Source organism: Paraburkholderia sp. GAS333 (assembly GCF_050435665.1).
Lineage (GTDB): Bacteria > Pseudomonadota > Gammaproteobacteria > Burkholderiales > Burkholderiaceae > Paraburkholderia > Paraburkholderia fungorum_A.
This window is the reverse complement of sequence record NZ_JBNDKS010000004.1, coordinates 253,542-277,197: the sequence shown is the minus strand read 5'-3', so window position 1 is coordinate 277,197 and position 23,656 is coordinate 253,542. Positions and strand designations below refer to the sequence as shown.

The window sequence follows — 23,656 nt, the reverse complement described above, 5'->3', positions numbered from 1 at the left end:
GCTACCTGAAGCGGGTCGGGCGTGCGGTTCGAGGTGGGCTATCGTTACCCATGAGTCGACCCACGAACCGACGCATCACACCAGGCCTGACACGCCGTGATGCGCCGCCCCGCCGCATTTCCGAGGAACTTGTACGACCTGACCCGTGTCGGTTCATGGTCACGCCGCCGAAGCCCTCCCTTTGTTCCGCCACCACTCTCGGCACAATCATCTGCACCTGGTACCTCGCTTTACACCCTATGCGCAAATTACTTCACGTCTGGTTACTTCTACTTTTCGCCTTCGGCGTGTCATCCGCCGATGCCGCCGTTGCCGCCACCGCTGCGGCCAAAGCAGCGTCCACGTCACCCGCTTCCGGCGAGGCGGTCAGCCTGACGCCCCAGCAGGCCCGCGCCGCGCTCGACGTGCTCAACGATCCGAAACGCCGCGCGCAGGTCGCCGACACCTTGCAGGCGATTGCCGCCGCCGGTGCGTTGAGCGCGCCGCCCGCATCCGCGCCGCAAGCCGCCTCGGCGCCCGCTGCGGCTCCGGCAAGCGGAGTGGCCGCGATTGTCCCCGACGCCTTCAAGTCCAACGGACTCGCGTCGCAACTGGCCCGTCAGGGCGCGCATTGGGCGGTCAAATTCGGCAAGTCGCTGCGCGGGTCGGTCGCGGCGCTGCTCGACGTGACCTCGGTCCACGCGTGGTGGAACTGGCAATCGAGCAACCCCGAAGCACGCGCGACGCTGCTGCGCGTCATCGGCTCGCTGCTCGCTGCACTCATTCCCGCGTTCGTGCTCGAATGGCTCGCGCGGCGGCTGTTGCGCCGTGCTTATCTGGCCTTGGCCGCACGCCGCGAGCGTAACGAACAGGACGAAGCGGCGCGCGCCGATCTCCCCGTCGATGTCGTGCCGCCGTCCGCCGATGCACCGAACGCCGCACCCGCGCTGCCGGTTTCACCCGCCGCGCCCGGCACCGCCGGCAAGTCGCCCGCCGATAGCAAGGTGATCGAAGCGAAAGGCAAGCAGAACGCGCGGCATCACTGGACGCTGCTGCAGCGTCTGCCGCGCGCGCTGTTCATCACCGTGTTGCGGTTGCTGCCGCTCGTGGTTTTCGTCGGCGCGGCGAGCGCGCTGATGTCGATCTACGCCGACAACGGCACGGCGCAAGACCGCGCCCTCGATTCGCTGATCGACATCTACGTGTTGTCGCGCGTCATCGTGATCGGTTTCGGGTTCTTCCTGCAACCCACCGCGCCGCGTCTGCGGCTGCTCAACATGAGCGATGCGTGGGCGATGTTCGTGCAGCGCTGGATCGTGCGGATCGTCGCCGTAGTCGGCAGCGGCGTCGCGCTCGCCGAAGTCGCGCAGTCGGTCGGCCTGAACGATGCCGCGCATCTCGCGTTGCTGAAGGTGGTCACGCTGGCGGGTCACGTCATGCTGTCGGTGCTGATCCTGCAATGCGCACGGCCGGTCGGCGAGTTGATCCGCAAACGCTTTGCCGCGCACGCGTCGCTGCAGATGCTCGGCAACGCATTCGCCGACGCGTGGGCGTGGTTCGCGGTCGCGATCGTGATGGCGCTGTGGGTCGTCTGGGCGTTCGACGTGCAGAACGGTTATCACACGCTGCTGCATGTCGGCGGCCTGTCGATCGCGATCCTCGTCGGCGCGCGGGTCGTGTCGATCGTGATTTTCGGTGCGCTGGCGCGGCTCTTTCACGTGGAAGACGAGTCGCAGAAGTCGCTCGTGCATCAGCACGCGTACCGTTATTACCCGCTGTTGCGCCGCCTGATCGGCTGGCTGATCGGCATCGCGACCGCGCTCGGGCTGCTGCAGGTGTGGGGCGTCGATGTGGTCGATCTGTTCGGTGCGGGCACTGTCGGGCACCGGCTCGCGTCGGCGCTGGCGACCATCGGCGTGGCGGCGGTGATCGCGCTGGTCGTATGGGAAGCCGTCAACGTGTCGGTCGAACAGCGGCTGGACCGCTGGACCACCAGCGGCGATCTGGTGCGCGCCGCGCGCCTGCGCACATTGCTGCCGATGCTGCGCAGCGCCCTCTTTTGCGTGATCGCGCTGGTGGTCGTGCTCACCGGCCTCAGCGAACTCGGCGTGAACATCGGGCCGCTGCTGGCGGGCGCGAGTATCTTCGGCGTCGCGCTGGGCTTCGGCTCGCAAAAGCTCGTGCAGGATTTCATCACCGGCATTTTCCTGTTGATGGAAAACGCGATGCAGGTCGGCGACTGGGTCACGCTCGCGGGCGTGTCGGGCACCGTCGAATATCTGTCGATCCGCACGGTGCGGCTGCGCGGTAGCGACGGCTCGCTGTTCACGGTGCCGTTCAGTTCGGTATCGACGGTGAACAACACCAATCGCGGGCTGGGTAATGCGGCGGTACGGGTCAATATCGTGTTCGGCCAGGACACCGATCTCGCGATCGACACGCTGAAGGAAATCGGCGCGGCGCTGCGTCAGGACGACAAGTTCAAGGACGGCATCCTGTCGGACTTCTCGTTCTGGGGCGTCGATGGCGTGGACGGCTCGGCTGTTACGCTCGCCGGTCAGATTCAATGCCGCGACACGACCCGCTGGGGCGTGCAGCGCGAATTCAACCGGCGCATTCTCGACCGGTTCCGTGAGTTGGGAATCGAGATTGCGAATCCGCAGCGCCATCTTCTGACGTGGGACCCGGAGAGCGTGCCCGCGCAGATCGGCGGAGGCGAAACGCGTGCGCCCGAGGCGAAGGATGACGCGCCACCTCCGCCGTCTCCAGCAGATGTGCCGCGAAAAGACGACGACGGCGATGCGCCGGTCGAAGATCAGATTCCGGTCGATCCGCAACCGGCCGGTGGCCCGGGAACGCCTGCGAATCCGGGCACGCCCTCGCCTCACAAATAACGCAGAAAAGCGCAACGAAGCACGGTGCGGTAGCGCGAACCTACCGCACCACCCACCAGCGCGGCAGCAGGCGCCGCACTTCGGGGCGCCGGTAGCGATCGTCGATCAGATGCACCACGCCACGGTCCTGCTCCGTGCGGATCACGCGCCCTGCCGCCTGCACCACTTTCCGCAAACCCGGGTACAGGTACATGTAGTCGTACCCGCTGCCAAACTTCGCGTCCATCGTGCGACGCATCTGCTCGTTGACGTCGTTCATCTGCGGCAAGCCGAGCGTGGCGATGAACGCGCCGATCAACTGCTGGCCGACCAGATCGACACCCTCCGAAAACGCGCCGCCGAGCACCGCGAACCCCACGCCCTGATTCATGGTGCGGAATCGCGCGAGAAATGCATCGCGCGCGGCTTCGTCCATGCCGGGTTGCTGCGCCCACACGGGCAGATCGGGATGCCGCTCGCGCATCAATTCAACCACCTGTTGCAGATAATCGAAGCTGCTCAGGAACCCCAGGTAATTGCCTGGCCGGCTCGCGTACTGCGTGGCGATCAGATCGACGATCGGCGCGAGCGATTGCTCGCGGTCGCGCCAGCGAGTCGATACGTTGGCCGCCACGCGCACTTCGAGTTGCTCCGCGCGAAACGGCCCTTCGACATCGAGCCATTGCGTGTCGTCCGGCAAACCGAGCGTGTCGAGATAGAAATGATGCGGGTTGAGCGTGCCGGAAAACATCACCGTGGTACGGGCCGCCGCGTAACGCGGCGCCAGAAACGGCGCAGGGATCACGTTGCGCACGCACAGCGTGGCGCTGGTCTTGCCGCGCGGCGCGTAGCGGTCGGCGTTAAGCGTGATGTCGAAGATCGAATGCTCGCCGAACTGCTCGGCCAGCGCGACGAAATGCATCGCGTCGAAGAAAAACCGCAGCGACGCTTCGTCGATGGAAAGCGGTGCGTCGGCAAGCTGGTCGGTGACCGCGCCGATCAGATTCTGCGCGGCCTGTAGCAGTTGACCCGGCACCTCGGCGTAGACCTGATAGGTGTCGGTCTGCGCGCGTTTTACCGCGTTCCACGCGCGTTGCAGGCGTTCGAGCGGGCGGCGCAACGTAGTGGGTGCGCTCTTGCGCGCGACCCGGAACGCCGCCTGATCGAGCGACGCGCTGTACATGCCACGCGCGCGGTCGAGCAGGTTGTGCGCTTCGTCCACCAGCACGCCGACGCGCCACTCGTTGAGTTGCGTCAGCGCGTACAGCATCGCGCTGCCGTCGTAATAGTAGTTGTAATCGCCGACCACCACGTCGGCCCAGCGCGCCAACTCCTGCGCCAGATAGTACGGACAGATTTCATGCGCCAGCGCCGCGTCGCGCACCGCTGCGCGATCCAGACGCGGGCCTGCCAGCGCCGTGGCGCGGGCCGCGTCGAGCCGGTCGTAGAACCCGTGCGCAAGCGGACAGGAATCGCCGTTACACGCCTTGTCGGGATGCTCGCAGGCTTTGTCGCGGGCGACCAGTTCGAGCGTTCTCAGCGGCAACGGTGCGGAAGACACCGCCGCGCTTCGATGCAGCGTGTCGATTGCATCGAGGGCCAGCGCGCGGCCCGGCGTCTTCGCGGTCAGAAAAAATACGCGGTCGATCTGATCCGACGCGCACGCTTTGAGCAGCGGAAAAATCGTCGCCAGCGTTTTGCCGATGCCGGTCGGCGCCTGTGCCATCAGCGGCTTACCGTCTCGCGCCGCCCGATATACCGACACCGCCAGTTCACGCTGCCCACTGCGAAACTGCCCATGCGGAAACTGCAACGCGCCGAGCGCGGCATTGCGCGCGACGCGATGCGCGTCTTCCTGCACGGCCCAATCGAGAAAACTTTCACACTGCTCGACGAAGAAAATTTCGAGTTCACGCGCCGTATGCGTTTGCGTCAGCACCGTTTCTTTCTGGCTGCCGATGTCGAAGTACACGAGCGCAACGTCCAGCCCGGCAAGCCCGCGCGCGCGACACAGCAGATGGCCGTACACCAGCGCCTGCGCCCAATGCAGCGCGCGGTGATTGGCGGGCATTCGCGCCAGATCGCCGCGATGCGTCTTGATCTCTTCGAGCCGGCGCGCCACCGGGTCGTAGCCGTCGGCGCGGCCGCGCACGGTCAGGCTGCGATGCGTGCCCGTCAGCGCGATTTCGGTTTCATAGCTGCTCGTGCGACGACCCGCGACGGTCAGGTGCCCCGCCATGCCTTCGAGCGAAGTCGGCGCGGGCGTGAAGCGCAGATCCAGATCGCCGCGTCTCGCAGTGAATTCGCACAGCGCGCGAACCGCGACTACATAGTTCATACGGCCGCTCCGCCGAATTCCGCTTCCCCGACGCTCTCTTCTCCGGCCCAGCGAATGTCGAGCACGCGCACCGGCATTGCATGCTGCGCGCAATACGCCAGCCAGCGAATCTGATTGTCCTGCAGGCGATCGCCCGGCCCTTTCACTTCGATCAATTCATAACGCCGCTCATCGGGCCAGAAACGGATCAGATCGGGCAAGCCCGACCGGTTGCCGCGAATATCGCGCAGCAGGCGCTCGAACCACAGTTTCAGATGCGCGGCAGGCAGACAGTCGAGCGCAAGCGAAACGAGTTCCGCGGACAACAGTCCCCAGAATACGAACGGCGATTGCAAGCCCGCCTTCGCGTGCAAATGCCGTTGAATCGTCTCGCGATAAACGCCGCTGTCGAGTTGCGCGAGGCACGCGGCGAACTGATCCGCACGACGCGCGTGAAAATCCGGCGCATGCAGATCGGCCGGACCGCGTTGAAACGGATGAAAAAAAGCGCCGGGCAGCGCCGCAAAAACCGGCTCCCAGCACAGCAGACCGAACAGCGAATTGATCAGCGCGTTCTCGACGTAGTGCACTGGCGCGGCGTCGGTGCTCAGATAATCGCGCGCGACATATTCGACCGATTGCGGAACCTCGGGCTTCGGCAACACCAGCGTGCTGCGTTCGACCGGACGCGCGGCCGGCGTGCGCATGACCGGCTCACCGCGCTTGCGCCGCAAACGCGGCAACATCCGCGCAATACGCTGCGCCTCTTCTTCGCTTTCCGGCTCGGTTGCGGCTTGCAATGCCAACGCAAACGCGTCGTCGAAACGCTCGCTGCGTTCAAGCACACGCATACGCCGATGCCGCGCGCCGGGCCACGCGCAACTTTCATAAATCGCCAGCGCAGCAGCCCAATTGCGCCGACGTTCGCAATCGTAGCCAATTCGAAACAACAGTTTTGCGCGACGCGTTTCGAGCCACGGGTTCGCCGTTTCGATTGTGCCGATGGTGGCAACCAGTTCGTCCAGCGCGGCGTGATCGTCTGCGGGCAGCCATTCGAGCGCTTCGCGGCACGCATGCAACGCGAGATACACGTCGACGTCCGCGCGTTGCTGAAACGCGCGCGACGACGGCGCGAACGCGACCTTTTCATACTGGAACACGCCGAGGTCCGCGAGCACGAACTCCGACCAATCCTGCTGCAAGTTGCCAAAGAACATCAACCGCAGGCGTTCGCAAAGTGGCGCGATGGCAACATGAAGAACGCAATCGGCAGTGTGTGGATGCCATGCAGCAAGTGGCTGCTGCTGGTCGTCGTCGCTTGAATAAAAAGGGCGCAGCGTCTCCAGCAGATCGGGTTTGCGCAAAGCCTTCGCACCGGGGATCAATGCGATGGCGTCGGCGAAAATCTCGAGCAACTGGGGACGTGTGGAGAGCGCGAACAGGTCGTCGATAGAGAGCGCGGGTTCGGCGTCGATCCAGCCGGATGCAGCCAATGGAGCCGCCGCCTGCAAAGGGCAGCCGATCTCGTCATAGACCAGCCGGCTCGCGCGAAACAATGTGCCTTTGCGCATCAGCATGCGTACCAGCAATGCGCGCGATGCCTGCGGCAACCCGGCGAAATCGCGCAGAAACGCGTGCTCGTGCGCGTCCAGCAAGTCGTCATAACGCGCGGCAAGCCACGCGAGCGCGCGCTCGAAATTCAGCAGGTAGTAAGGAGTGTCAGACGGAAAATCTGACCGGACGTCAGTTGCCACGGACTTTGCGAACCCTGTATGTTTATACAGTGATGATAGCAAAGTCCATGGCGCGTTCAGTCGTGAAGCTTCAGGGCGCGAGCCACACCACGGTCAGCGAACGCACGCCTTGCGCGCCGCGAATCAGCACGCCTTCGATATCCGCCGTGGCCGAGGGTCCCGTGACAAGCGCCGCATAACGCGCATCGCGGAAATCGTCGCGACGGTAAACATCCTGCAAGCCGTCCATCAACTGTGCGGGATCGAGCAGCACGACCAGGTGCTGGACGATGTATCCCAACGCATTGACCACGTATTCGCGCTCGCTGAACCACACCGAGCCGGTTTCGGCGACGCCGAAGCGCGCCCGCACCACCCCGATATCGATGTCCTGCAACGACGCGGGCTCGGTGTCCGCTGTCAGTGCGCGCGTGCCCTGCACTTCAGCGGCGGCCGACGCAATCGACGCCGTATCGCCGAAGCGTTCGCGGATCATCGCGCTCACGTCGGCCGGGGCCGCCGCGTCGATACACGTGCCGCCCATTGCCTGCAATGCGGTCGTGAATCGTGCGCGCAGATCGCCGCCAGCCGCGGTGAAAAGCGGCACGTCAGGACGCGGCCGCGCGGGCGGCTGCGCCTGCCGCACTTTTGCCAGAAAAGCGTCACGCGTTGTCATCGCTACCTCCCCGATTCTTTTTGTACCAGGCATGGAAGGTTTCTTTCGGCGCCTCCGGCAACTCGCGCTGCTTGCCCCAGATATTCAGCGGGTTATACAGCACGAAATTCGGCAGACGCCGCAACGCGCTACCCATCGACGACACCGTCGCGCGATACAAGGTCGGACTCGCGAGCAAACGCCCCGCCATTTTTAGCACCTCCTGCTTCACGAACGGCACTTCATGATGCTCGGCAATCACCGTGCGCCATTTGTAGATCTGCTCGTGAATATTGATTTTCACCGGACACACGTTCGTGCAGCTACCGTTGAGCGTCGACGCAAACGGCAACGCGCTATATCGCTTCAGATCGAACGTCGGGTTGATGATCGCGCCGATCGGCCCCGAGTAAGTGCCGCCATACGACAGGCCGCCGCTGCGCCGGTACACCGGACACGTATTCATGCACGCACCGCAGCGGATGCACTTGAGCGAGTACCAGAAGTCCTCCATCGCGAGCCGCTCGGAGCGGCCGTGATCGACGAGGATGTAATGCATTTCGGTGCCGGGTCTCGGCGCGCGAAAATGCGACGTGTACTGCGTAATCGGCGAGCCGAGCGCACTACGCGACAGCATGCGGATAAACACGCCGAGATCCGATACTTTCGGAATCAGTTTCTCGATACCGATCGACGCGATATGCAACGGCGGCACATTCGCCGACAGATCCGCGTTGCCTTCATTCGTGCAGACCACGACCGTGCCCGTCTCGGCCACCGCGAAATTGCAGCCCGTCATGCCCGCTGTCTTCTCGCGCACGAAATAAGGCCGCGTGTTCATCCGCTGGCTTTCGGCGAGATAGTGAATGTCGCTGTTCTTCGGATCGGTGCCAATGGTGCGGCCAAAAAGCTCGGCCACATCCGCGCGCAATTTGTGCACGGCAGGCACCACCATATGACTCGGGTCCTGATGATCGAGTTGCTGGATGCGCTCGCCGAGGTCCGTTTCCATCACCGTGATGCCGCGCGGTTCGAGGTATTCGCGCATCTTGCATTCGTCGGTGAGCATCGACTTGCTTTTGACGAGCGTGGTCATGCCGCGTTCGGACATGATCTTGTGCACCAGTGCGTTGTGCTCTTCGGCGGTCGCGGCCCAATGCACGACGACACCGTTCGCTTCCGCTGCCGCCGCAAACTGCGCGAGATAGTCGGACAGATTCGACAGCGTGTGTTCCTTGATTCCCGACGCCAGTTCGCGCAGCGTTTCCCATTCGGCAATGCCATGCGCCTGCGCGTCGCGTTTCTCACGCAAATCCCACAGACGTTTGTCGTGAAACGCGACGTGCTCTGTCTTCTTGATGAACGCACCCGCCGCCTTCGCGTGATCGATCCGGCTCATACGCGTGCTCCGTTGAGGACCTGCGCGATATGAATGAAGCGCGCGTCGGCTTTCATGCGTTCAGCGCAGCCTTGCTGGTGCATCAGACACGACATGTCGCCCGACACGATGTATTCGGCGCCCGCGTTCAGATGATCGCGCACCTTGTCCTGTCCCATGCGCACCGACACCGGCTCTTCGGTGACGGAGAACGTACCGCCGAATCCGCAGCATTCGTCGGGGCGTGCCGGTTTGACGAACTCGATCCCCTTCACGCCTTCGAGCAACGTACGCGGCTTCGAAAACGGCGTGGCCGCGATTTCCGACACCGACGCTTCTTTCAGATGACGCAGCGCGCTACAACTGTTGTGCAACCCCACCCGATGCGGAAACTCGGCCCACGGAAATTCACGCGCGCCAACCACGTCATGCAGGAACTCGACCAGTTCGTACGCGCTCGCGCGGACCTTCTTCACTTCGTCGGTCTGCTCCAGCGCGGTGAGGTGCTCGCGCACATGATGGATGCAACTCGCCGAAGGTCCGACGATGTAGTCGTAGCCCGCGAAGTTGTTCGCAAACACGCGCTCAGTGCCGGCGGCTTCGGCATGCGCACCGCTGTTGGCCATCGGCTGACCGCAGCAGGTTTGCTGCTGCGGATAATCGACGTCGATGCCGAAGCGTTCGAGCAATTCGAGCGTGGCGATGCCGACTTCAGGATAGAACGCGTCGATGAAGCAAGGGATAAACAGGGCGACTTTCATAAGCTCATTGAAAGAAAAGCAGCAGCCGCTGAGGCGTTCGCTCTATTGCGGAGACTGGCGGGCGGGCGACAAAGCGGGCTTTCCTCGACGGGGACGATGTGGGGTTGTGTCGGCCGTTTATCGACCAGTAAGACTGGTATGGTTGGTCTGACCAACGAAATATAGGGAAATCGTTGGTGGGTGTCAATCGGCAGATGGGTCGGGAATGGGTGCAGCGAAGGGCTTAAGCGACGCGATAAGGCGCGCGCGTTGGCGAGCTCAGGCATCGCCTTACAGCGTTTATTCGAATGCCGGAATCGGCGGGCGCAGTCAGTGATTAAAAGCAGGCGGCCGGACCGTCAGCCGTTCAAACAGGTCTCACGAAACCTCGCTCGCCGACGGTTTCGCCGCATCGTCCTTATACATTTCGCGGACATAGGCGAGATGACGCTCGGCGGCTTTGCGCGCCTTTTGCGCGTCGCGAGCGATTACAGCGTCGTAGATCGCCTGATGCTGGTTCATCAACTGCTTTTCCATCGCGTCGTCGTAATCGATCAGCCGATGGTACTGGCGCATGCCTTCGCGAATCAGCGTGTGAATGCCATGCATCACATGCGCGAGTGCGACGTTATGCGTGGAGTCGGCGATTGCCAGGTGAAACGCGGCATCCAGTTCCGCAAGATTCACGCGATCCTGCGACTGCGAGCCGGCCTTCAATGCGTCGAACGCTTTGGTGATTTTTTTCAGGTCGGCGGCGGTCGCGCGCTGCGCGGCATAAACCGTTGAAATCGATTCGAGCCCCTGGCGCAACTCCAGAATATCGGCACTGGTACGCGGATTCTGCAACAGCAGTTCGGCAAGCGGCCGGGAAATAATCGGCGCGGTCATGTCGACGACGGTAAAACCGCCCCGCCCTGACGTTTCGATGTAGCCGTCCGCTTCCAGCCTGATCAGCGCCTCTCTCAGCGACGGCCGCGATACGCCGAGTTGCGTCGCCAGGTCACGCTCGGCCGGCAAGCGATCGCCGGGCATCAGCGTGCCCTCCGAGATCAGCTGCTTGATCTGGTCGGACACGACATCGGACAGCCGTTTGCGTGTGAAGGACTGGATCGGCTGAAATGGCATGGGCGGCGGATGGTGAGACGGGTTGAGGACGCAACTCGGGCAGCGGACTTAGGCAAGAAAGCCAGTTGATCGACTGCCCTTGAAGTGCGTGAATTATACCGTTCAGCCGCGCATGGCCTGATTACTCTTCAGCCCGTCGACAAACGCCGCAATCCGCTCGCACGCGTCGATCAACCGGGCTTCGTCGACCACGAAGCCCAGCCGCACAAAACCGTTCGCCGTCTCGCCAAAAGCACTCGCGTCGAGCACCGACACGCCTTGCGCGCGAAAAAGCTGCCACGTGAAGTCCACCGTATCGAGTCCCGTACCGCTGACATCGACCATCATGAACATACCGGCTTCCGGCAACAGACAACGCAAACCCGGTACGCGATGCAAGCGCTCGAACACCACATCGCGCCGACGCCGGTAAATTTCGCGCATTTGCGCGGCAATCTCCGACTTGTTCTGCAAGGCCGTCAATGCCGCCTGCTGGATAAAGCCGGGCAAACCGTACAGCATCGCAAGCGCGAGCCGCCCCATATGTTCGATCAGTTCAGCCGGGCCGATGGCCCAGCCCACGCGCCACCCCGCCATCGCGTGCGACTTCGACAGACTGCCGAGCGTCACCGTGCGCTCCGCCATACCCGGCAGCGACGCAATGCCCAGATGCTCACGCTCGAACGTCAGGTCCGCATAGACCTCGTCGGACAGCACCCACAGATCATGCTTGCACGCGAGTCGCGCTATCCGTTCGAGGTCCGCGCGCTGCATCACCACACCGGTTGGATTGCACGGTGTCGCGAAGAAAATGGCCTTGGTGTGCGGTGTAATCGCGGCCTCCAGCGCGTCGCAATCGACGTGAAAGGCGCGCGCCGGATCGACTGGCACCGGCACGAGTGTCGCGCCCGCCGCGCGCACGCAGGCTTCGTAGGTCAGGTACATCGGCTCGGGGACGATCACTTCGTCGCCCGCTTCAAGCAGACATAGCGACGTGGCGAACACGCCGTTCTGCGCGCCAGCAGTGAGGATCACATTGGCGGCGCTCACGTCGCAGCCGGTCGTGCGCGCATGATCTTCTGCGATGGCGGCACGCACCGGCTCACGTCCGGACACCGCGCTGTAATGCGTATCGCCGCTGCGTAAAGCGTCGATTGCACGTTCGACGATCGGCGCGGGCGTCGCGAAATCGGGGTCGCCCACGCTCAAGACGATGACGTCTTCGCCATTGGCCGCCGCCTGTTGCGCGACCCGATGGATTTCCCACGCCGACGTGCGCCTGCCCTGCAAGCGCTCGACCAGACTCGAATACTTCATTGGACTCATCCGTTCCGATTGGACCCGCCAATGTAAAGGCGCGCGCACGAAACGTCCAGATACGAAAAAGGGCCACGCGAGCGGACAGCCTCGCGTGGCCCTTGACCGCCGCCCTTGGCAGGGGGCGCTTGACGCTTAATGAAGCGGGTTCAAACCTGCCGGCGCAGTTCAGCCGGCGGCACCTTCATCAGATGGCGGTACTTCGCGACTGTGCGACGCGCGACCAGCACGCCCTGATCGGCGAGCATCTTCGCGAGCGTCACGTCCGACAGCGGATCGTGCGTATTTTCCGCCGCGATCATTTCCTTCAGCAGCGCGCGCACTGCGGCAGCCGAACAGGTGCCGCCGCTTTCCGTGCCGAGTTCGCGCGGGAAGAAATGCTTGAATTCGAAAATGCCGCGCGGCGTCGCCATATATTTGTTGCCCGTAGCGCGCGAGATCGTGGATTCATGCAGACCCAGTTCGTCGGCGACATCGCGCAGCACCATCGGCTTGAGCGCGATTTCGCCGTACTGGAAGAACGCTTTCTGATGCGCGACGATACACTCGGCCACGCGCTGAATCGTGTCGAAACGCTGCTGCGCATTGCGGATCAGCCAGCGCGCTTCCTGCAATTGCTGCGCGAGCGGCGAGCGGCTCGCACCCGCCGACTGCGCGAACAATTCCGCATACATGCGATGAATACGCGCACGCGGCTGCACAGCCGGATTGATCGCGACGGCCCATTTGTTACGCACCTGACGCACGATCACGTCCGGCACCACGTAGTTATCTTCGCTGCGGCCGTAGCAATTGCCCGGCTTCGGATCGAGCTTGCGCACGAGTGCGCAGGCGACGCGCAGTTCATCTGCGCTGCAACCAATCTGCTTCTGCAACTCCGCCTGCTCGCGACGTGCGAGACGCTCCAGATGATGCTCGACAATCTGCCGCGCAACGTCACGCCCCGGGGTATCGTCCGACAGCGCATTCACCTGCAGCAACAGACACTCCGATAGCGAACGCGCGCCCAGCCCCGGCCGGTCGAGCGACTGCACCAGACGCAACGCAACCAGCAATTCATCTTCAGTCAATTCGGGTTCGAGATCGACGCTATCTGCGAGATCCGAAAGCTCCTGGCGCAGATAGCCATCGTCGTCGAGTGCTTCGATGATGAAACGCGCCACCGCGCGATCGCGGTCGTCGAGTCGATACAGGCGCAGCGAGTCGTGCAACTGCTCGCGCAAGGTCGGTTGCGAGCGGGCCCATTCGGCGGGATCGCTGCTGTCCGAATCGCCATTCTGACGGGCTGAACTACGCGAGCCGTAATCGCCGGAAAAGTCTCCGGGCATATCGTCCTGGCCCGAGCTTTCCAGCGTGTCGTTGCCGCCGGCTTCAGCGGGCATCGAATCGGGTTCGGCAGTGGCGACGGCATCCGTCGCCTGCATGACGCCCGCTTCTTCGCCCGACGATGCCGTGGCGAGCGCGACATCCTCCGTATCCGACGAGTCGTATTCGAGGAACGGATTCGTATCTAGTGCGGTACGTAACTCCTGCTGGAACTCCAGAGACGACAACTGCAACAGACGCACCGATTGCTGCAGACGCGGCGTGAGTGCAAGAGACTGCCTTGTGCGTAGTTCAATTGAAGGCATTGTAGTGAGGTCCCATAAGTAGCTGGAAAGCAGCCGAAATTGATAAGTGACCTCATTAGAGCAACTGTCGTACCAGGTCTCGCAAGCTACTGTTTTTTCGACGCTTTGCCCTTTCAGGCCCGTCAATTGCGCAGGCCCCGCGCGCCCTTTTTTACAAGCACCCGGCAATTTCCGGGCCTCTGCCTGGCAGGCCGCAATTGCAGGTGCCACGCGCGCCAGTCACGCGATTCGTCAGCCTAAATGGCTGTGCCGTAACGGCTTTTTCCCGCAGACGCTCCATCACGGCCAACCCGGGCACACCACTTGCGAATCAGCTCTATGTGGACGGACGTCAGTCTTTGCACGCCAGGCGCAACCGGCGTAACGCGTGCAGAGGCTGTCGCCCGGTGTCGATAACGGGCCGTGACGGAACCGTAGCGGCAACGACCCCACGCGAGTCATCGGCGGTTCTTACCGCGATCGACCGCAGGCAACAAGACCGCAATTTTCATCAACACCCGAAGGAGAAACCATGAAGACCATCCAACTTCTGAAGACCGCAGGTAGCATCGCTTGTGTCGCATTCGCACTGAACGCGACGGCGCAAACCACGACGACGGCTCCGTCGTCGGCATCGGAAACCATCGGCGAACACGTCGATGACGGCACGATCACCACCAAGGCCAAGGCTGACCTGCTGGCCGCGAAGAACGTGAAATCGACGCACGTCCACGTGAAGACCCGCAAGGGCGTGGTGTGGCTGACGGGCTCGGTCCCCTCGGCCGACGACAAGGCCGCTGCCGAAGAAGTCGTGAAGGGCGTGAATGGCGTGTCGAGCGTGAAGAACCACCTGAAGGTCGCCGCTGAATAAGCGCTGGCGATAACATCGGGAAGTGCCGGCGACATAACCGGCGCTTCCCGGGCGTCAGGCTTCAGGGAGAAAAATGCGGTTCGCGAAAGCGGACCGCATTTTTTTGTGCGTACGGATTTCGTCGATCGACGTTGATGGCACCAGCGTTATTTATTTCGATGCCGCACGCACAAAAGCAGAAGCCCAAATAAAAACTGGCGCTCTTTCAGTCGAGCGCCAGCCTTTACTTCTTTATTCCCACTTAAGCCTTAAAGGCTCTAAAGCAGGCTCTTAACGCCGAGCCGCATACTGATCGCGCAAATCGCGCACACGGTCATGATTTTGCAGCACGCCCTGATACTGTCTTTCGACGATCGCGCGCACGTCCACCGGCAAATCCTTTTCGAGTGCGTCGTGATAGCGTTTCTTCGCGACGTCCTCACCCTTTTCACACTCGGCGAGAATCTCGTGATCACTGCGATCCGTCACAGCCGACTTCACGTCGACCCATCCGCGATGCAGCGCGCCGCTCATGCTCCCACCCGTTTCCGGCTTGCCGCCGAGCGTTTGCACGGCATCCTGCAACTCGCGCGCACCGCGTGTGCAGTCTTCGGCGCGGGACAGGAAGAGTGTTTTTAGCTGCGCGTCATGTGCATCTTCGGCGGCCTTGCGAAAGCCCTTTTCGCCATCCTTCGAGGTTTCGACCAGATCATTCAGCACGGAAACAACGTTCGTAGCCATTCAATACCTCCGGGGTTTCGTTAATCGTGGAATCCGCTGCCGGCCATTGCATGTCGTATCTGTACTCACGTCATTCATGGCCGTCCGGCAACGGGGTTCGCTTAACTGTTCGCACGGGCCGTGCCCGGCGTCGCACGAACATGCACGCTGGCGAATCGTGTGCCGACACACTGGGAATCTTGCCGACGCGCGTAAATGTTTCTTATGACGAAGCGTGCCATCAGGCGTGAAACCCCGTCCCGCAAGCCTTGCGCCGATGGCACGCCGGTTGCTTTATAAGCTCGCCCGAAGCGCGCTCTGCATGAACCGACAGACTGCAAACGTGCCAATGAATTGAAAACAATGGGCAGGCAACAACGACAGGGAGAATCACCATGAAGAAAATCAGAAGCGCGGAATTTCTCGCCGCCGTTGCGATCATCACGTCGGCTACCGTGATGCAGATTCGCGAACGTATGCAGCCTCACGAAGCGCCTGCTGCGACGCCGGAAGCCGCGCAACTGTCGTGCGAAATGCCTCGCAGCGGGCTGCTGCTCGCGGCCTGCGAGCCGACGCGTAGCGAAGTTCCGGCGGAGCAGGATCGCGCGACGCGGCATTTGCGCGGTGCGTCGAAGATCTGGGTGTAGACGTGCCCGTTGAAACTGGAGTCGAAGCTCGCGAGAGGCATCGCGATACCGCAAACGGAATGACGCGGCACGGCCCGACGCAAAAAAGCCCGACATCTGCCGGGCTTTTTCATTAGCCGTCTGAAGCGAACGACTCTTAAATCACGCGCGCTTCTCCGCAAACTCATTGAGCGGCACCGGCGTTTTCAACGGATCAAAATCAGCCCAACGCCCTTGTTGCCAACGCCCACTCGCCCTCTCAATCGCCACGCCCCCGGCCTCGCGCAATACACGCGCGGCATCGAGTTGATTGTCCGGTGAAACATGCACGGCGACCAGCACGCCGGAATCGCGCGTTTCTTCATGAAAAGGTGACCTGTGCTCCGTTTTACCGCCTTCTCGCGTGCGCGACATTGCGCCCACTAGCGAGCCGATGTACGCTCCAACGCCTGCCGCAATCAGCGACACGATCAATGGTGCGGAAAACGCTGCGAAGATAGCCACCCCAACTACCGCGCCGATCACAGCGCCAATCGTTACGCCCATTCCAGCACCCTTCGGCGCATTTTTTGCGGCCGGGTCGGTGCTGGTGTCGCCGCCAATCGGATAACGCGCGTGCTGACCGCGCGGATTGACAAAGAACAGCGTCACGTCTTCTTCAACGAACCCTGCATTGAAAAGCTTCTGCGCCGCGTCTTCGGCGGTCGGGAAAGTGGTGAATCTTGCTGCAACGATGACTGACATCACGCCTCCTTGCATCGTAGAAATAGCATGAGCGGATCGCCCCGGATTGTTGCCGCGCATCTATCCTGCCAACACGCAGCACTAGCGGAATCACGCGTTGCACACTACGCCGTCGCGCCGCGATCGGGCTCCATGCCTTCGACCCGGAACAGTCCGCTATGCAACACTACGCCTTCGCCATTGTTCTGGTCGAGCGCTTCCGCGCAGACTGAACGGATGCGTTGACGGCCTTTATCGAAGGCCGCCATCAAAGCCGTTTCGAGTGCCGATTCTGCGCCGAAGTGGTCTTCCAGCGCCTCAGCCGTGATCGCGCAGATCACCGCCTCGCCCTCTACCCGAGCCATGAACCGCACCGTCAGATTGGCGCCGTCAAAGGCCGGTTTGTCGTCCGGAAAATTGATCTGCATAAGGGAATCCTCATAAGCCGGCCTCGGCATGACGATCGCGTTCATGACGAGCCCTTCATTGCACCGGCAAGTTGCTCGGCCATCTCGAGATGATGCTTGATGGTCGGCAAAGCGTGCGCGGCGGCGGCTTTCAATTGCGGATCAGTGCCGCTCTGACTTTGCTGCGTGAACAGGTCCACGGCCCGCTGATGCGCTTCCACCCCAACCTGCTCCACGTACGCCTGATCGAACTCCTTGCCCTTCAGCGTCTGCAGCTTGCCGACCAGCGCCGAATCCGCAGTGGGCGTCGTCGTAAAGCCCTTCTTCGAAACCAGCGCCGCCATCCCATGCGAGAGTTTGGTGTGGTCGGTGATCATCTGCTGCGCGAATTTGCGCACGTGCGGGTCCTGCGAATTTTTCAGCGCGACCTTGCTGGCCGCGATTTCAGTTGCATCGGACTGCGAGGCCGTTTGCACGAACTGTTCATCGGCGGGCGACAGCTTGCTGCCGCTCACTGGCGCATCGCTGGGCGCTGCATCGCTGGCTTGCGCATGAACTGCGCCGATCGACGCCGCGCTCAACCCCAGCGCGACAGTCATCACTTGTAGGGAATACCGGAATTTCATGCACTTTCTCCCTGTTCGACGATTCACCGGAAACGAAGCCGATTCGCAAAGCGCGTGGCGTAAATCACGCGTTGCGCTTCGCTGACCACCCTCGCTTACGCCGCCTTGCGCTTCGACAACTGCGCAATCAGCGTTTTGTTAAAAGCGGGCAAATCGTCGGGTTGACGGCTGGAAATCAGATTGCCGTCCTCGACTACTTCCTTGTCCACCCACGTGCCGCCCGCATTGCGAATATCGTCCTGCAGGCTGGGCCAACTCGTCACCGTGCGTCCCTTGATGATTCCCGCCGACACCGGCAACCACCCGCCATGACAGATCACCGCAATCGGCTTCTTTGCGTTGTTCGCGGCCTTGACGAAGGCCTGCGCCTGCGGCAGCAGGCGAATGGCGTCGCCATTCACCACACCGCCCGGCAACACGACCGCGTCGTAATCGTCCGGGTTGGCTTTATCGAAAGTCGAATCGACGGCGACCGTATCGCCTTTATCGACGTGTTTGAAACCCTGAATCTTGCCGGGCTTCGCTGAAATTACGTGGACCGTTGCGCCCGCTTCGGCGAGCGCGCGTTGCGGCTCGATCAGCTCGGCCTGTTCGAATCCATCTACCGCGAGGACCGCTACCTTGTAGCCATTCAACGTGCTGGACATGCATTTTCTCCTTGATGCAGGGCCCTGCTGCCTGGACCCTCGCCTTCGTTAAAGACCAATTGAGCAAAAGACGTGCCCATGGTTTTTGCCTCGATCGATCACGTGGTCAAACGGAATCGGAGTCATCGTCCGTAGATTCTTCAGACTCGTTCAGCGGATCGATAATCCGGTCGGGTTCGATATCGGCATCAGGGGTCAGCGTCGAATCGCCATCGGCCGCCTGGCGCTCTCCGGTGCCCGCGCGATCCGTATCGCTGCCCAACTCGCTGTCGCCGGTTTCGAGCGCATGGTTATCGAGTTCCGAATCGATATCGAACGCGTGGCGTTTCGCACCCGCGACATCGCTGCCGCTATCGGACGAATCGCTCGGACCGAGTGCGCCGGTCGTACCGGCTGTTTCCTTGACGACCTGTTGCGGCTCTTCATCGGGATCTAGCGTGCTGCTCATGGTGCTCTCCTGGGTTCGTGGGTCACGAGGTGTTCTGCGCAAGGACCGTTCCGCCGGTCAGAGCAGGGGCACACGAGTCCTCGTGAGTTGACGCGCGACGCCGGGCATCGGCTTTGCTTGAAGCAGCAGCGTCGGCGCCTCGCGCGCCCGGTGCCTAAAATTTTTACCTCCGACGATGGCTACTCCAACCAGTACAACTCAACGCCGTCCCGATTGTTCGGACGAGAGCGCGAAACAGGCAGAGCCCGCCGCCATGCCGCCGGGTCTGCGGCACGCGGACGACACCAAACCCGGCTACACCCGCAAGCGCGAAAAAGACGGCTTCGTTTATTTCGACACCACCGGCAAGCGCGTCGACGATGAAGACGACATCAAGCGCATCAATGCGCTCGCGATTCCTCCGGCTTATGAGGAGGTGTGGATCTGCGCCGATCCGCGCGGCCATATTCAGGCGACCGGACGCGACGCGCGCGGGCGCAAGCAGTATCGATATCACCCGCGCTGGCGCGAAACCCGCGACGCCACCAAATACGAACGCATGGCCGAGTTCGGCCGCGCGCTGCCGAGAATCCGCGCGCGCGTCGCCCGCGATCTGAAGCTGCCGGGCATGCCGTGCGACAAGGTGATTGCCGCCATCGTGCAATTGCTCGATACCACGCTGATCCGCATTGGCAGCGTTGAATATGCGCGCGACAACCAGTCGTACGGATTGACGACGCTGCGCAAGAAGCATGTGAAGATCGAGGCGGGACGGCTGCGATTCAGGTTTCGCGGCAAGAGCGGCATTGAACACGACGTCACGGTGGAAAACCCGCGAATCAAACGTATCGTGCGACGCTGTGCCGAGCTGCCGGGGCACGACCTGTTCCAGTATCTCGACGATGACGGCACGCGTCACACGGTCGGGTCGGCCGATATCAACGACTATCTGCGCCGCGCAAGCGACGCGGATTTCACCGCCAAGGACTACCGGACGTGGGCCGGCAGCGTCTATGCACTGGCCGCATTACGACGGCTGATTTGCAGCGACGCGGCACAGGCTCGCCACCATATCGTGGCGACCGTCAAGGACGTGGCGGCTTTATTGCGCAACACGCCTGCCGTGTGCCGGCGCTGCTACATCCATCCTGCAGTAATCAGCGCGTTCGAAGCGGATCAGCTTCAGGGTATGTCGCCAGGACAATCACGCCGGGGACTTCGCGTCGATGAGGTGGCGTTCGCCGCGCTGCTCGCGCAGGCGGAAAAACGCGCGGCAAAACTGGCGCGGCAGGCTGGCGCGAAGGGCCGCAAAGCAAGGGAATCGGCGGAGGCCGATAGCATCGACGGATCGATTACCAGCCTGCTGAAAAAGTCCCGCGAAGTGCGCAAGACGGCCGCGCAAAAACAAGAGACGAAGGCCGGTCGTCCGAAAACAGCGAGGCGCACAGCGGCTGAGTCGCGTGAAATGAGTCGGGCCGCACATTGAGATTTTTTCAGGCGCTTAAGCGCATAGGTGTTCGCACGAACGCTGCGTCGATTTGCAATGAGCGGCAACTGCGCTGACGCGGCGGCTCCCACGCGAGGCACGCCGGTTGCTGGACTTAACGTACATTCATCCGTACAGGAGTCAGATCATGCTGAACCAGTCACAGACGCAAAGCGGCATGCGCCAGGAACAGGGCGCGCGTATCGTCGGTAAGGGCAGCGCGACCGCCGACGGCCCCGGTCCCGACGTGATGGCCGCAGCTACGCTCGACGGCGACAAGGTCATCAGCAGCGATGGCGAAGATATCGGCAAGGTGAAGGACATCATGCTCGATGTCGGCTCGGGGCGTATCGCGTATGCGGTGTTGTCGAGCGGCGGCTTTCTCGGTATCGGCGACAAGCTGCTGGCTATTCCATGGCACGCGTTGACGCTCGACACGCAGAGAAAGTGCTTCGTTCTGGACATGACCGCCGAGCGCGTAAAGAACGCTCCGGGATTCGACAAGGACCACTGGCCGTCGATGGCCGATCAGACGTGGGCGACTTCCGTGCATCAGTATTACGGCAGCGAGCCGTACTGGGGCCGTGACCGCTACGATCGCCGGGACGATGTGGGTGTCGGCGACATTGCTGCGGGTTCGTCGGATGCGCCCGAAGCAGGCGGTCTGAAGTTGTAGTCGCCGCGATTTTTAATGTTCTTTGCGGGCTCAGGTGTGAAACTGCTCATGTCCGCTCCGATGCGCCGGCACGCCGCCATGCGGCAGCCGGCGCGTTTCTCATGGAGCTTCGACATGTCTATTCGCGGATGAGCTGTCCCGCCCGGCCTAGCACCCGCACGCGCAGCCACAAGCGGCTCCGAAAGATCCAAGCGACTCCCCCAGCAAGGAGGTGGAACCCATGCCTGCCAGAAAATCCACCCGCAAATCCCGCCATCCTGCCGCGCGGAGCAAAGCAGGCCGCCCGCCTCGTCAGCGGCACGCACAGGCGCACGCCGCCCATCGCGCTAAAGCAGCGAAAAAAGGCACCGCGCAAAATTCGCGTAAGTGGTCGCATCATGTGATGGAAACCAGCGATGCGATGGATATCGAGCACGACATCTTCAAAACGGGCAGCGCCGACTCGATTGCGCAATCGCTGAAGCAGTCGTCCACGCATAGCCGCCGACGCAAAGGCACGCCGTTTCAGTCGGCGATGTCGATGCTCAATTTCTACATCAATCGTGCGGGCAGGAACCTGCCGAAGGCGCGGCGCGATACCTTGCAACGGGCCAAGCGCAAGCTACGTGAAGCATTCGGACGCGATCCCTGACCGGACGATTCGGCGCGCGCCTTTGCAAACACGCTGGCGACCGCCCGGGCTAACCTCCTCAACGCACCCGCGCCGTTAGCGCTCTTTACAACCGGCCGGCAGCGATTACGCACTCGCCGGCCCTCACCGGAAGCTCATGCGCGAAACATTGTGGTTCCTGATCGTCGGCGCCGTCCTCGTATTCATGGGGCTGGCGGCGACGACACTGCGGCGCCTGCCTATCAGCGCCGCGATGTTTTACCTCGCGATCGGCTACGGGCTGGCGCTGCCCGGCGTCGATCTGTTGCGCCTCGACATGGCCGGCGACGCGCATCTGCTGCGCGTCATCACCGAAATCGCACTGCTGGTTTCGTTATTCGCGATCGGTCTGCGACTGCGCCTCGGCATGCTCGAAAAACTGTGGACCGTGCCGTTGCGTCTCGGCTTCCTCGCGATGCTGGCGACCATCCCCTTGCTCACGCTGTTCGGCGTGTACGTGCTGCATCTCGGCTGGGGACCGGCCTTGCTGCTCGCGTCGATCCTCGCCCCCACCGACCCGGTGCTCGCTCACGATGTCCAGGTCCACAATCCCGGCGATCACGACCTGTTGCGCTTCGCGCTCTCCGGCGAAGGCGGATTGAACGACGGCATCGCACTGCCCTTCGCGATGCTCGGCCTCGCGCTCTGCGCCGCGCCGCCCGCGCTGGCCGGCGAACTGCTGAACCTGCAACTCGCCGCGAGCATGGTCTGGGGTGTGGCGGGCGCTATCGCCATCGGCGGCGCACTCGGCTGGGCCACCACCCATGCGATCGCGTGGCTGCGCATGCGGCACGCGCAGGCGCTCGGACTCGAAGGGTTCTTCGCGCTCGGCCTAATCGAACTGTCGTTCGGCGCTGCGCAAATCGCACATACGTACGGCTTTCTGGCGGTATTCGCGGCGGGCGTCGCGATGCGGCGCGTCGAACATCGCGCGAGTGGCGGCATATCGCCGCGCCAGGTGCTCGGCACCGTCGATGCCGACGATGTCGAGGCGACCGCAGCCAATCCGAGCAAAGCGCATGCGTACGTGACGGAGTCGGTGCTCGGTTTCACGATCGAACTCGAAAGCATCGCGGAAGTCGCGGTGATGGCGATGGTCGGCAACGTACTCGCCACGTTGCCGACTCCGATTTTCACGTGGCAAAGCGTCGCGCTGATCGTCGCGCTGTTCGTGATCGTGCGGCCCGTGTCGGTGGAATTGTCGCTGCTGGGATCGAGCGCGACCCCGACCCAGCGACGCCTGATGAGCTGGTTCGGCATCCGCGGCATCGGCTCGTTTTACTACCTCGCGTATGCGCTCGAACACGGCGCGGCGGCGGATGTCATGCCGCTCATGCCGCTGACGCTTGCCGTCATTACAGCGTCGGTGGTAATTCACGGCGTGTCGTCGACGCCGCTGATGAACTGGTATCGAAGGCCGCGCGACGACCGGAAGCGGTAAGCGCGACTACATCTCATGTGTAAAGTGGACTCGCTAAAATACGGCACCTTCATGCTGCAACCCGGCCGGCACGGCCAACAAGGCCCCTTCCTTTCAATGACCACAAGCGACAATCCAACACGCACAGCGCGGGCGAGCGCTGCCAATTCGCTGTTTGCATTCCTCAAGGCATTGCCGCTCGGCGAGCGCCTGATCGAAGGCGGCTTCATGGCGGTGCAGGCCGTCGCCGGAGCCAGCCTCGCATTCGCGATCGGCCGCGCGCTGCATACCGAGCAGGCGTTCTGGGCCGCGATCACGGCAATCGCGGTCAGCCAGCACAGCTATATCGACACACGCAACCTGTCGCGCGATCAGTTTATCGGCGCGATGGTCGGCGGTATGTGCGGTCTCGCGGGCGCGTTGCTCGGCGGAGGACATTTCGCCGCTTATGCCGCGACGGTCGCCATCGCCATCGTGATCTGCTGGGTTGTGAACGTGGGCAGCGCGGCGCGTCTGGGCGGCATCACCGCGACGATCATGCTGCTGGTGCCGGGCATGGGACCGGCGTGGGACAAAGCGCTGCTGCGTCTGGGTGAAGTGACGATCGGCACGGTCTGCGCGCTGCTGGTGGCGTACCTGATGTCGCGCATTGAGCAGCGCTGGTTCGGCAAACCCGCCGACGCGCGCTAGCCG

At 62.6% G+C, this 23,656-nt stretch carries 22 protein-coding genes; 8 read left to right on the top strand and 14 right to left on the bottom strand.

All coding sequences use genetic code 11. The features are described 5' to 3' along the window. The first annotated feature begins 239 nt into the window (after positions 1-239). Entirely contained in the window at positions 240-2,873 is a 2,634-nt protein-coding gene (locus ABH945_RS23265; RefSeq protein WP_429252060.1) for a mechanosensitive ion channel family protein, read from the top strand. A gap of 40 nt (positions 2,874-2,913) precedes the next feature. Here the strand turns inward: ABH945_RS23265 and ABH945_RS23260 are convergent, their stop codons facing one another. The 8 genes from ABH945_RS23260 to ABH945_RS23225 all read right to left on the bottom strand — a co-directional run bounded on the left by ABH945_RS23260 (position 2,914) and on the right by ABH945_RS23225 (position 13,727). Next, positions 2,914-5,190, bottom strand: a complete 2,277-nt coding sequence (locus tag ABH945_RS23260; protein WP_429252059.1) for an ATP-dependent DNA helicase — start codon at positions 5,188-5,190, stop codon at positions 2,914-2,916. Then, positions 5,187-6,923, bottom strand: coding sequence for a VRR-NUC domain-containing protein (locus ABH945_RS23255; protein ID WP_429252058.1), 1,737 nt, complete (start codon positions 6,921-6,923; stop codon positions 5,187-5,189). Before ABH945_RS23255 ends, ABH945_RS23260 begins: the two co-directional genes overlap by 4 nt. A 70-nt stretch (positions 6,924-6,993) precedes the next feature. After that, positions 6,994-7,578, bottom strand: coding sequence for a LutC/YkgG family protein (locus ABH945_RS23250; protein ID WP_429252057.1), 585 nt, complete (start codon positions 7,576-7,578; stop codon positions 6,994-6,996). After that, positions 7,565-8,956, bottom strand: coding sequence for a lactate utilization protein B (locus ABH945_RS23245; RefSeq protein ID WP_074768892.1), 1,392 nt, complete (start codon positions 8,954-8,956; stop codon positions 7,565-7,567). The genes ABH945_RS23250 and ABH945_RS23245 overlap by 14 nt, the downstream gene beginning before the upstream one ends. Further along, positions 8,953-9,696 (bottom strand): (Fe-S)-binding protein, encoded by a 744-nt coding sequence (locus ABH945_RS23240; RefSeq protein ID WP_429252056.1) that lies wholly within the window; start codon positions 9,694-9,696, stop codon positions 8,953-8,955. Before ABH945_RS23240 ends, ABH945_RS23245 begins: the two co-directional genes overlap by 4 nt. A 357-nt stretch (positions 9,697-10,053) precedes the next feature. Then, on the bottom strand, positions 10,054-10,800 hold the full coding sequence (locus ABH945_RS23235; protein WP_074768896.1) for a FadR/GntR family transcriptional regulator: 747 nt from the start codon (positions 10,798-10,800) through the stop codon (positions 10,054-10,056). Between the two features lie 102 nt (positions 10,801-10,902). After that, positions 10,903-12,096, bottom strand: coding sequence for a pyridoxal phosphate-dependent aminotransferase (locus tag ABH945_RS23230; protein ID WP_074768898.1), 1,194 nt, complete (start codon positions 12,094-12,096; stop codon positions 10,903-10,905). Positions 12,097-12,245: 149 nt separating this feature from the next. Continuing rightward, the gene (locus ABH945_RS23225) at positions 12,246-13,727 is read right to left on the bottom strand and encodes an RNA polymerase factor sigma-54 (protein WP_429252055.1); all 1,482 of its coding nucleotides are present in this window, start codon (positions 13,725-13,727) and stop codon (positions 12,246-12,248) included. Between the two features lie 511 nt (positions 13,728-14,238). Between ABH945_RS23225 and ABH945_RS23220 the strand changes: the two genes are divergently transcribed. Further along, positions 14,239-14,577, top strand: a complete 339-nt coding sequence (locus ABH945_RS23220) for a BON domain-containing protein (protein WP_429252054.1) — start codon at positions 14,239-14,241, stop codon at positions 14,575-14,577. Between the two features lie 270 nt (positions 14,578-14,847). Here the strand turns inward: ABH945_RS23220 and ABH945_RS23215 are convergent, their stop codons facing one another. Further along, positions 14,848-15,297 (bottom strand): PA2169 family four-helix-bundle protein, encoded by a 450-nt coding sequence (locus ABH945_RS23215; protein ID WP_074768904.1) that lies wholly within the window; start codon positions 15,295-15,297, stop codon positions 14,848-14,850. Between the two features lie 374 nt (positions 15,298-15,671). Here ABH945_RS23215 and ABH945_RS23210 point away from each other — a divergent pair, with 374 nt between their 5' ends. Further along, positions 15,672-15,923: a hypothetical protein gene (locus ABH945_RS23210; protein WP_429252053.1), complete on the top strand. Its 252-nt coding sequence runs from the start codon at positions 15,672-15,674 to the stop codon at positions 15,921-15,923. Positions 15,924-16,064: 141 nt separating this feature from the next. Here the strand turns inward: ABH945_RS23210 and ABH945_RS23205 are convergent, their stop codons facing one another. The 5 genes from ABH945_RS23205 to ABH945_RS23185 form a co-directional block, all read right to left on the bottom strand. Continuing rightward, a complete protein-coding gene (locus ABH945_RS23205; protein WP_429252052.1) occupies positions 16,065-16,646 on the bottom strand; it encodes a hypothetical protein in 582 nt (193 codons plus the stop codon). 104 nt (positions 16,647-16,750) lie between these two features. After that, positions 16,751-17,098, bottom strand: coding sequence for a DUF1488 domain-containing protein (locus tag ABH945_RS23200; RefSeq protein ID WP_074768910.1), 348 nt, complete (start codon positions 17,096-17,098; stop codon positions 16,751-16,753). After that, on the bottom strand, positions 17,095-17,658 hold the full coding sequence (locus tag ABH945_RS23195) for a DUF4142 domain-containing protein (RefSeq protein WP_074768912.1): 564 nt from the start codon (positions 17,656-17,658) through the stop codon (positions 17,095-17,097). The genes ABH945_RS23200 and ABH945_RS23195 overlap by 4 nt, the downstream gene beginning before the upstream one ends. Positions 17,659-17,753: 95 nt before the next feature. After that, the gene (locus ABH945_RS23190; protein ID WP_074768914.1) at positions 17,754-18,305 is read right to left on the bottom strand and encodes a type 1 glutamine amidotransferase domain-containing protein; all 552 of its coding nucleotides are present in this window, start codon (positions 18,303-18,305) and stop codon (positions 17,754-17,756) included. Between the two features lie 106 nt (positions 18,306-18,411). Next, positions 18,412-18,753: a chemotaxis protein gene (locus tag ABH945_RS23185; RefSeq protein ID WP_429252051.1), complete on the bottom strand. Its 342-nt coding sequence runs from the start codon at positions 18,751-18,753 to the stop codon at positions 18,412-18,414. A 175-nt stretch (positions 18,754-18,928) separates the two neighbouring features. Between ABH945_RS23185 and ABH945_RS23180 the strand changes: the two genes are divergently transcribed. From ABH945_RS23180 to ABH945_RS23160, 5 genes are all read left to right on the top strand, one after another. Next, the gene (locus ABH945_RS23180) at positions 18,929-20,218 is read left to right on the top strand and encodes a DNA topoisomerase IB (RefSeq protein WP_429252050.1); all 1,290 of its coding nucleotides are present in this window, start codon (positions 18,929-18,931) and stop codon (positions 20,216-20,218) included. A gap of 148 nt (positions 20,219-20,366) precedes the next feature. After that, positions 20,367-20,894, top strand: a complete 528-nt coding sequence (locus ABH945_RS23175; protein WP_074768920.1) for a PRC-barrel domain-containing protein — start codon at positions 20,367-20,369, stop codon at positions 20,892-20,894. 220 nt (positions 20,895-21,114) lie between these two features. Then, positions 21,115-21,525 (top strand): DUF3175 domain-containing protein, encoded by a 411-nt coding sequence (locus ABH945_RS23170; protein WP_429252049.1) that lies wholly within the window; start codon positions 21,115-21,117, stop codon positions 21,523-21,525. A gap of 136 nt (positions 21,526-21,661) precedes the next feature. Further along, positions 21,662-22,984, top strand: coding sequence for a cation:proton antiporter (locus tag ABH945_RS23165; RefSeq protein ID WP_074768924.1), 1,323 nt, complete (start codon positions 21,662-21,664; stop codon positions 22,982-22,984). A gap of 96 nt (positions 22,985-23,080) precedes the next feature. Beyond that, positions 23,081-23,653, top strand: a complete 573-nt coding sequence (locus tag ABH945_RS23160; protein ID WP_074771122.1) for an FUSC family protein — start codon at positions 23,081-23,083, stop codon at positions 23,651-23,653. The last annotated feature ends 3 nt before the right edge of the window (positions 23,654-23,656 follow it).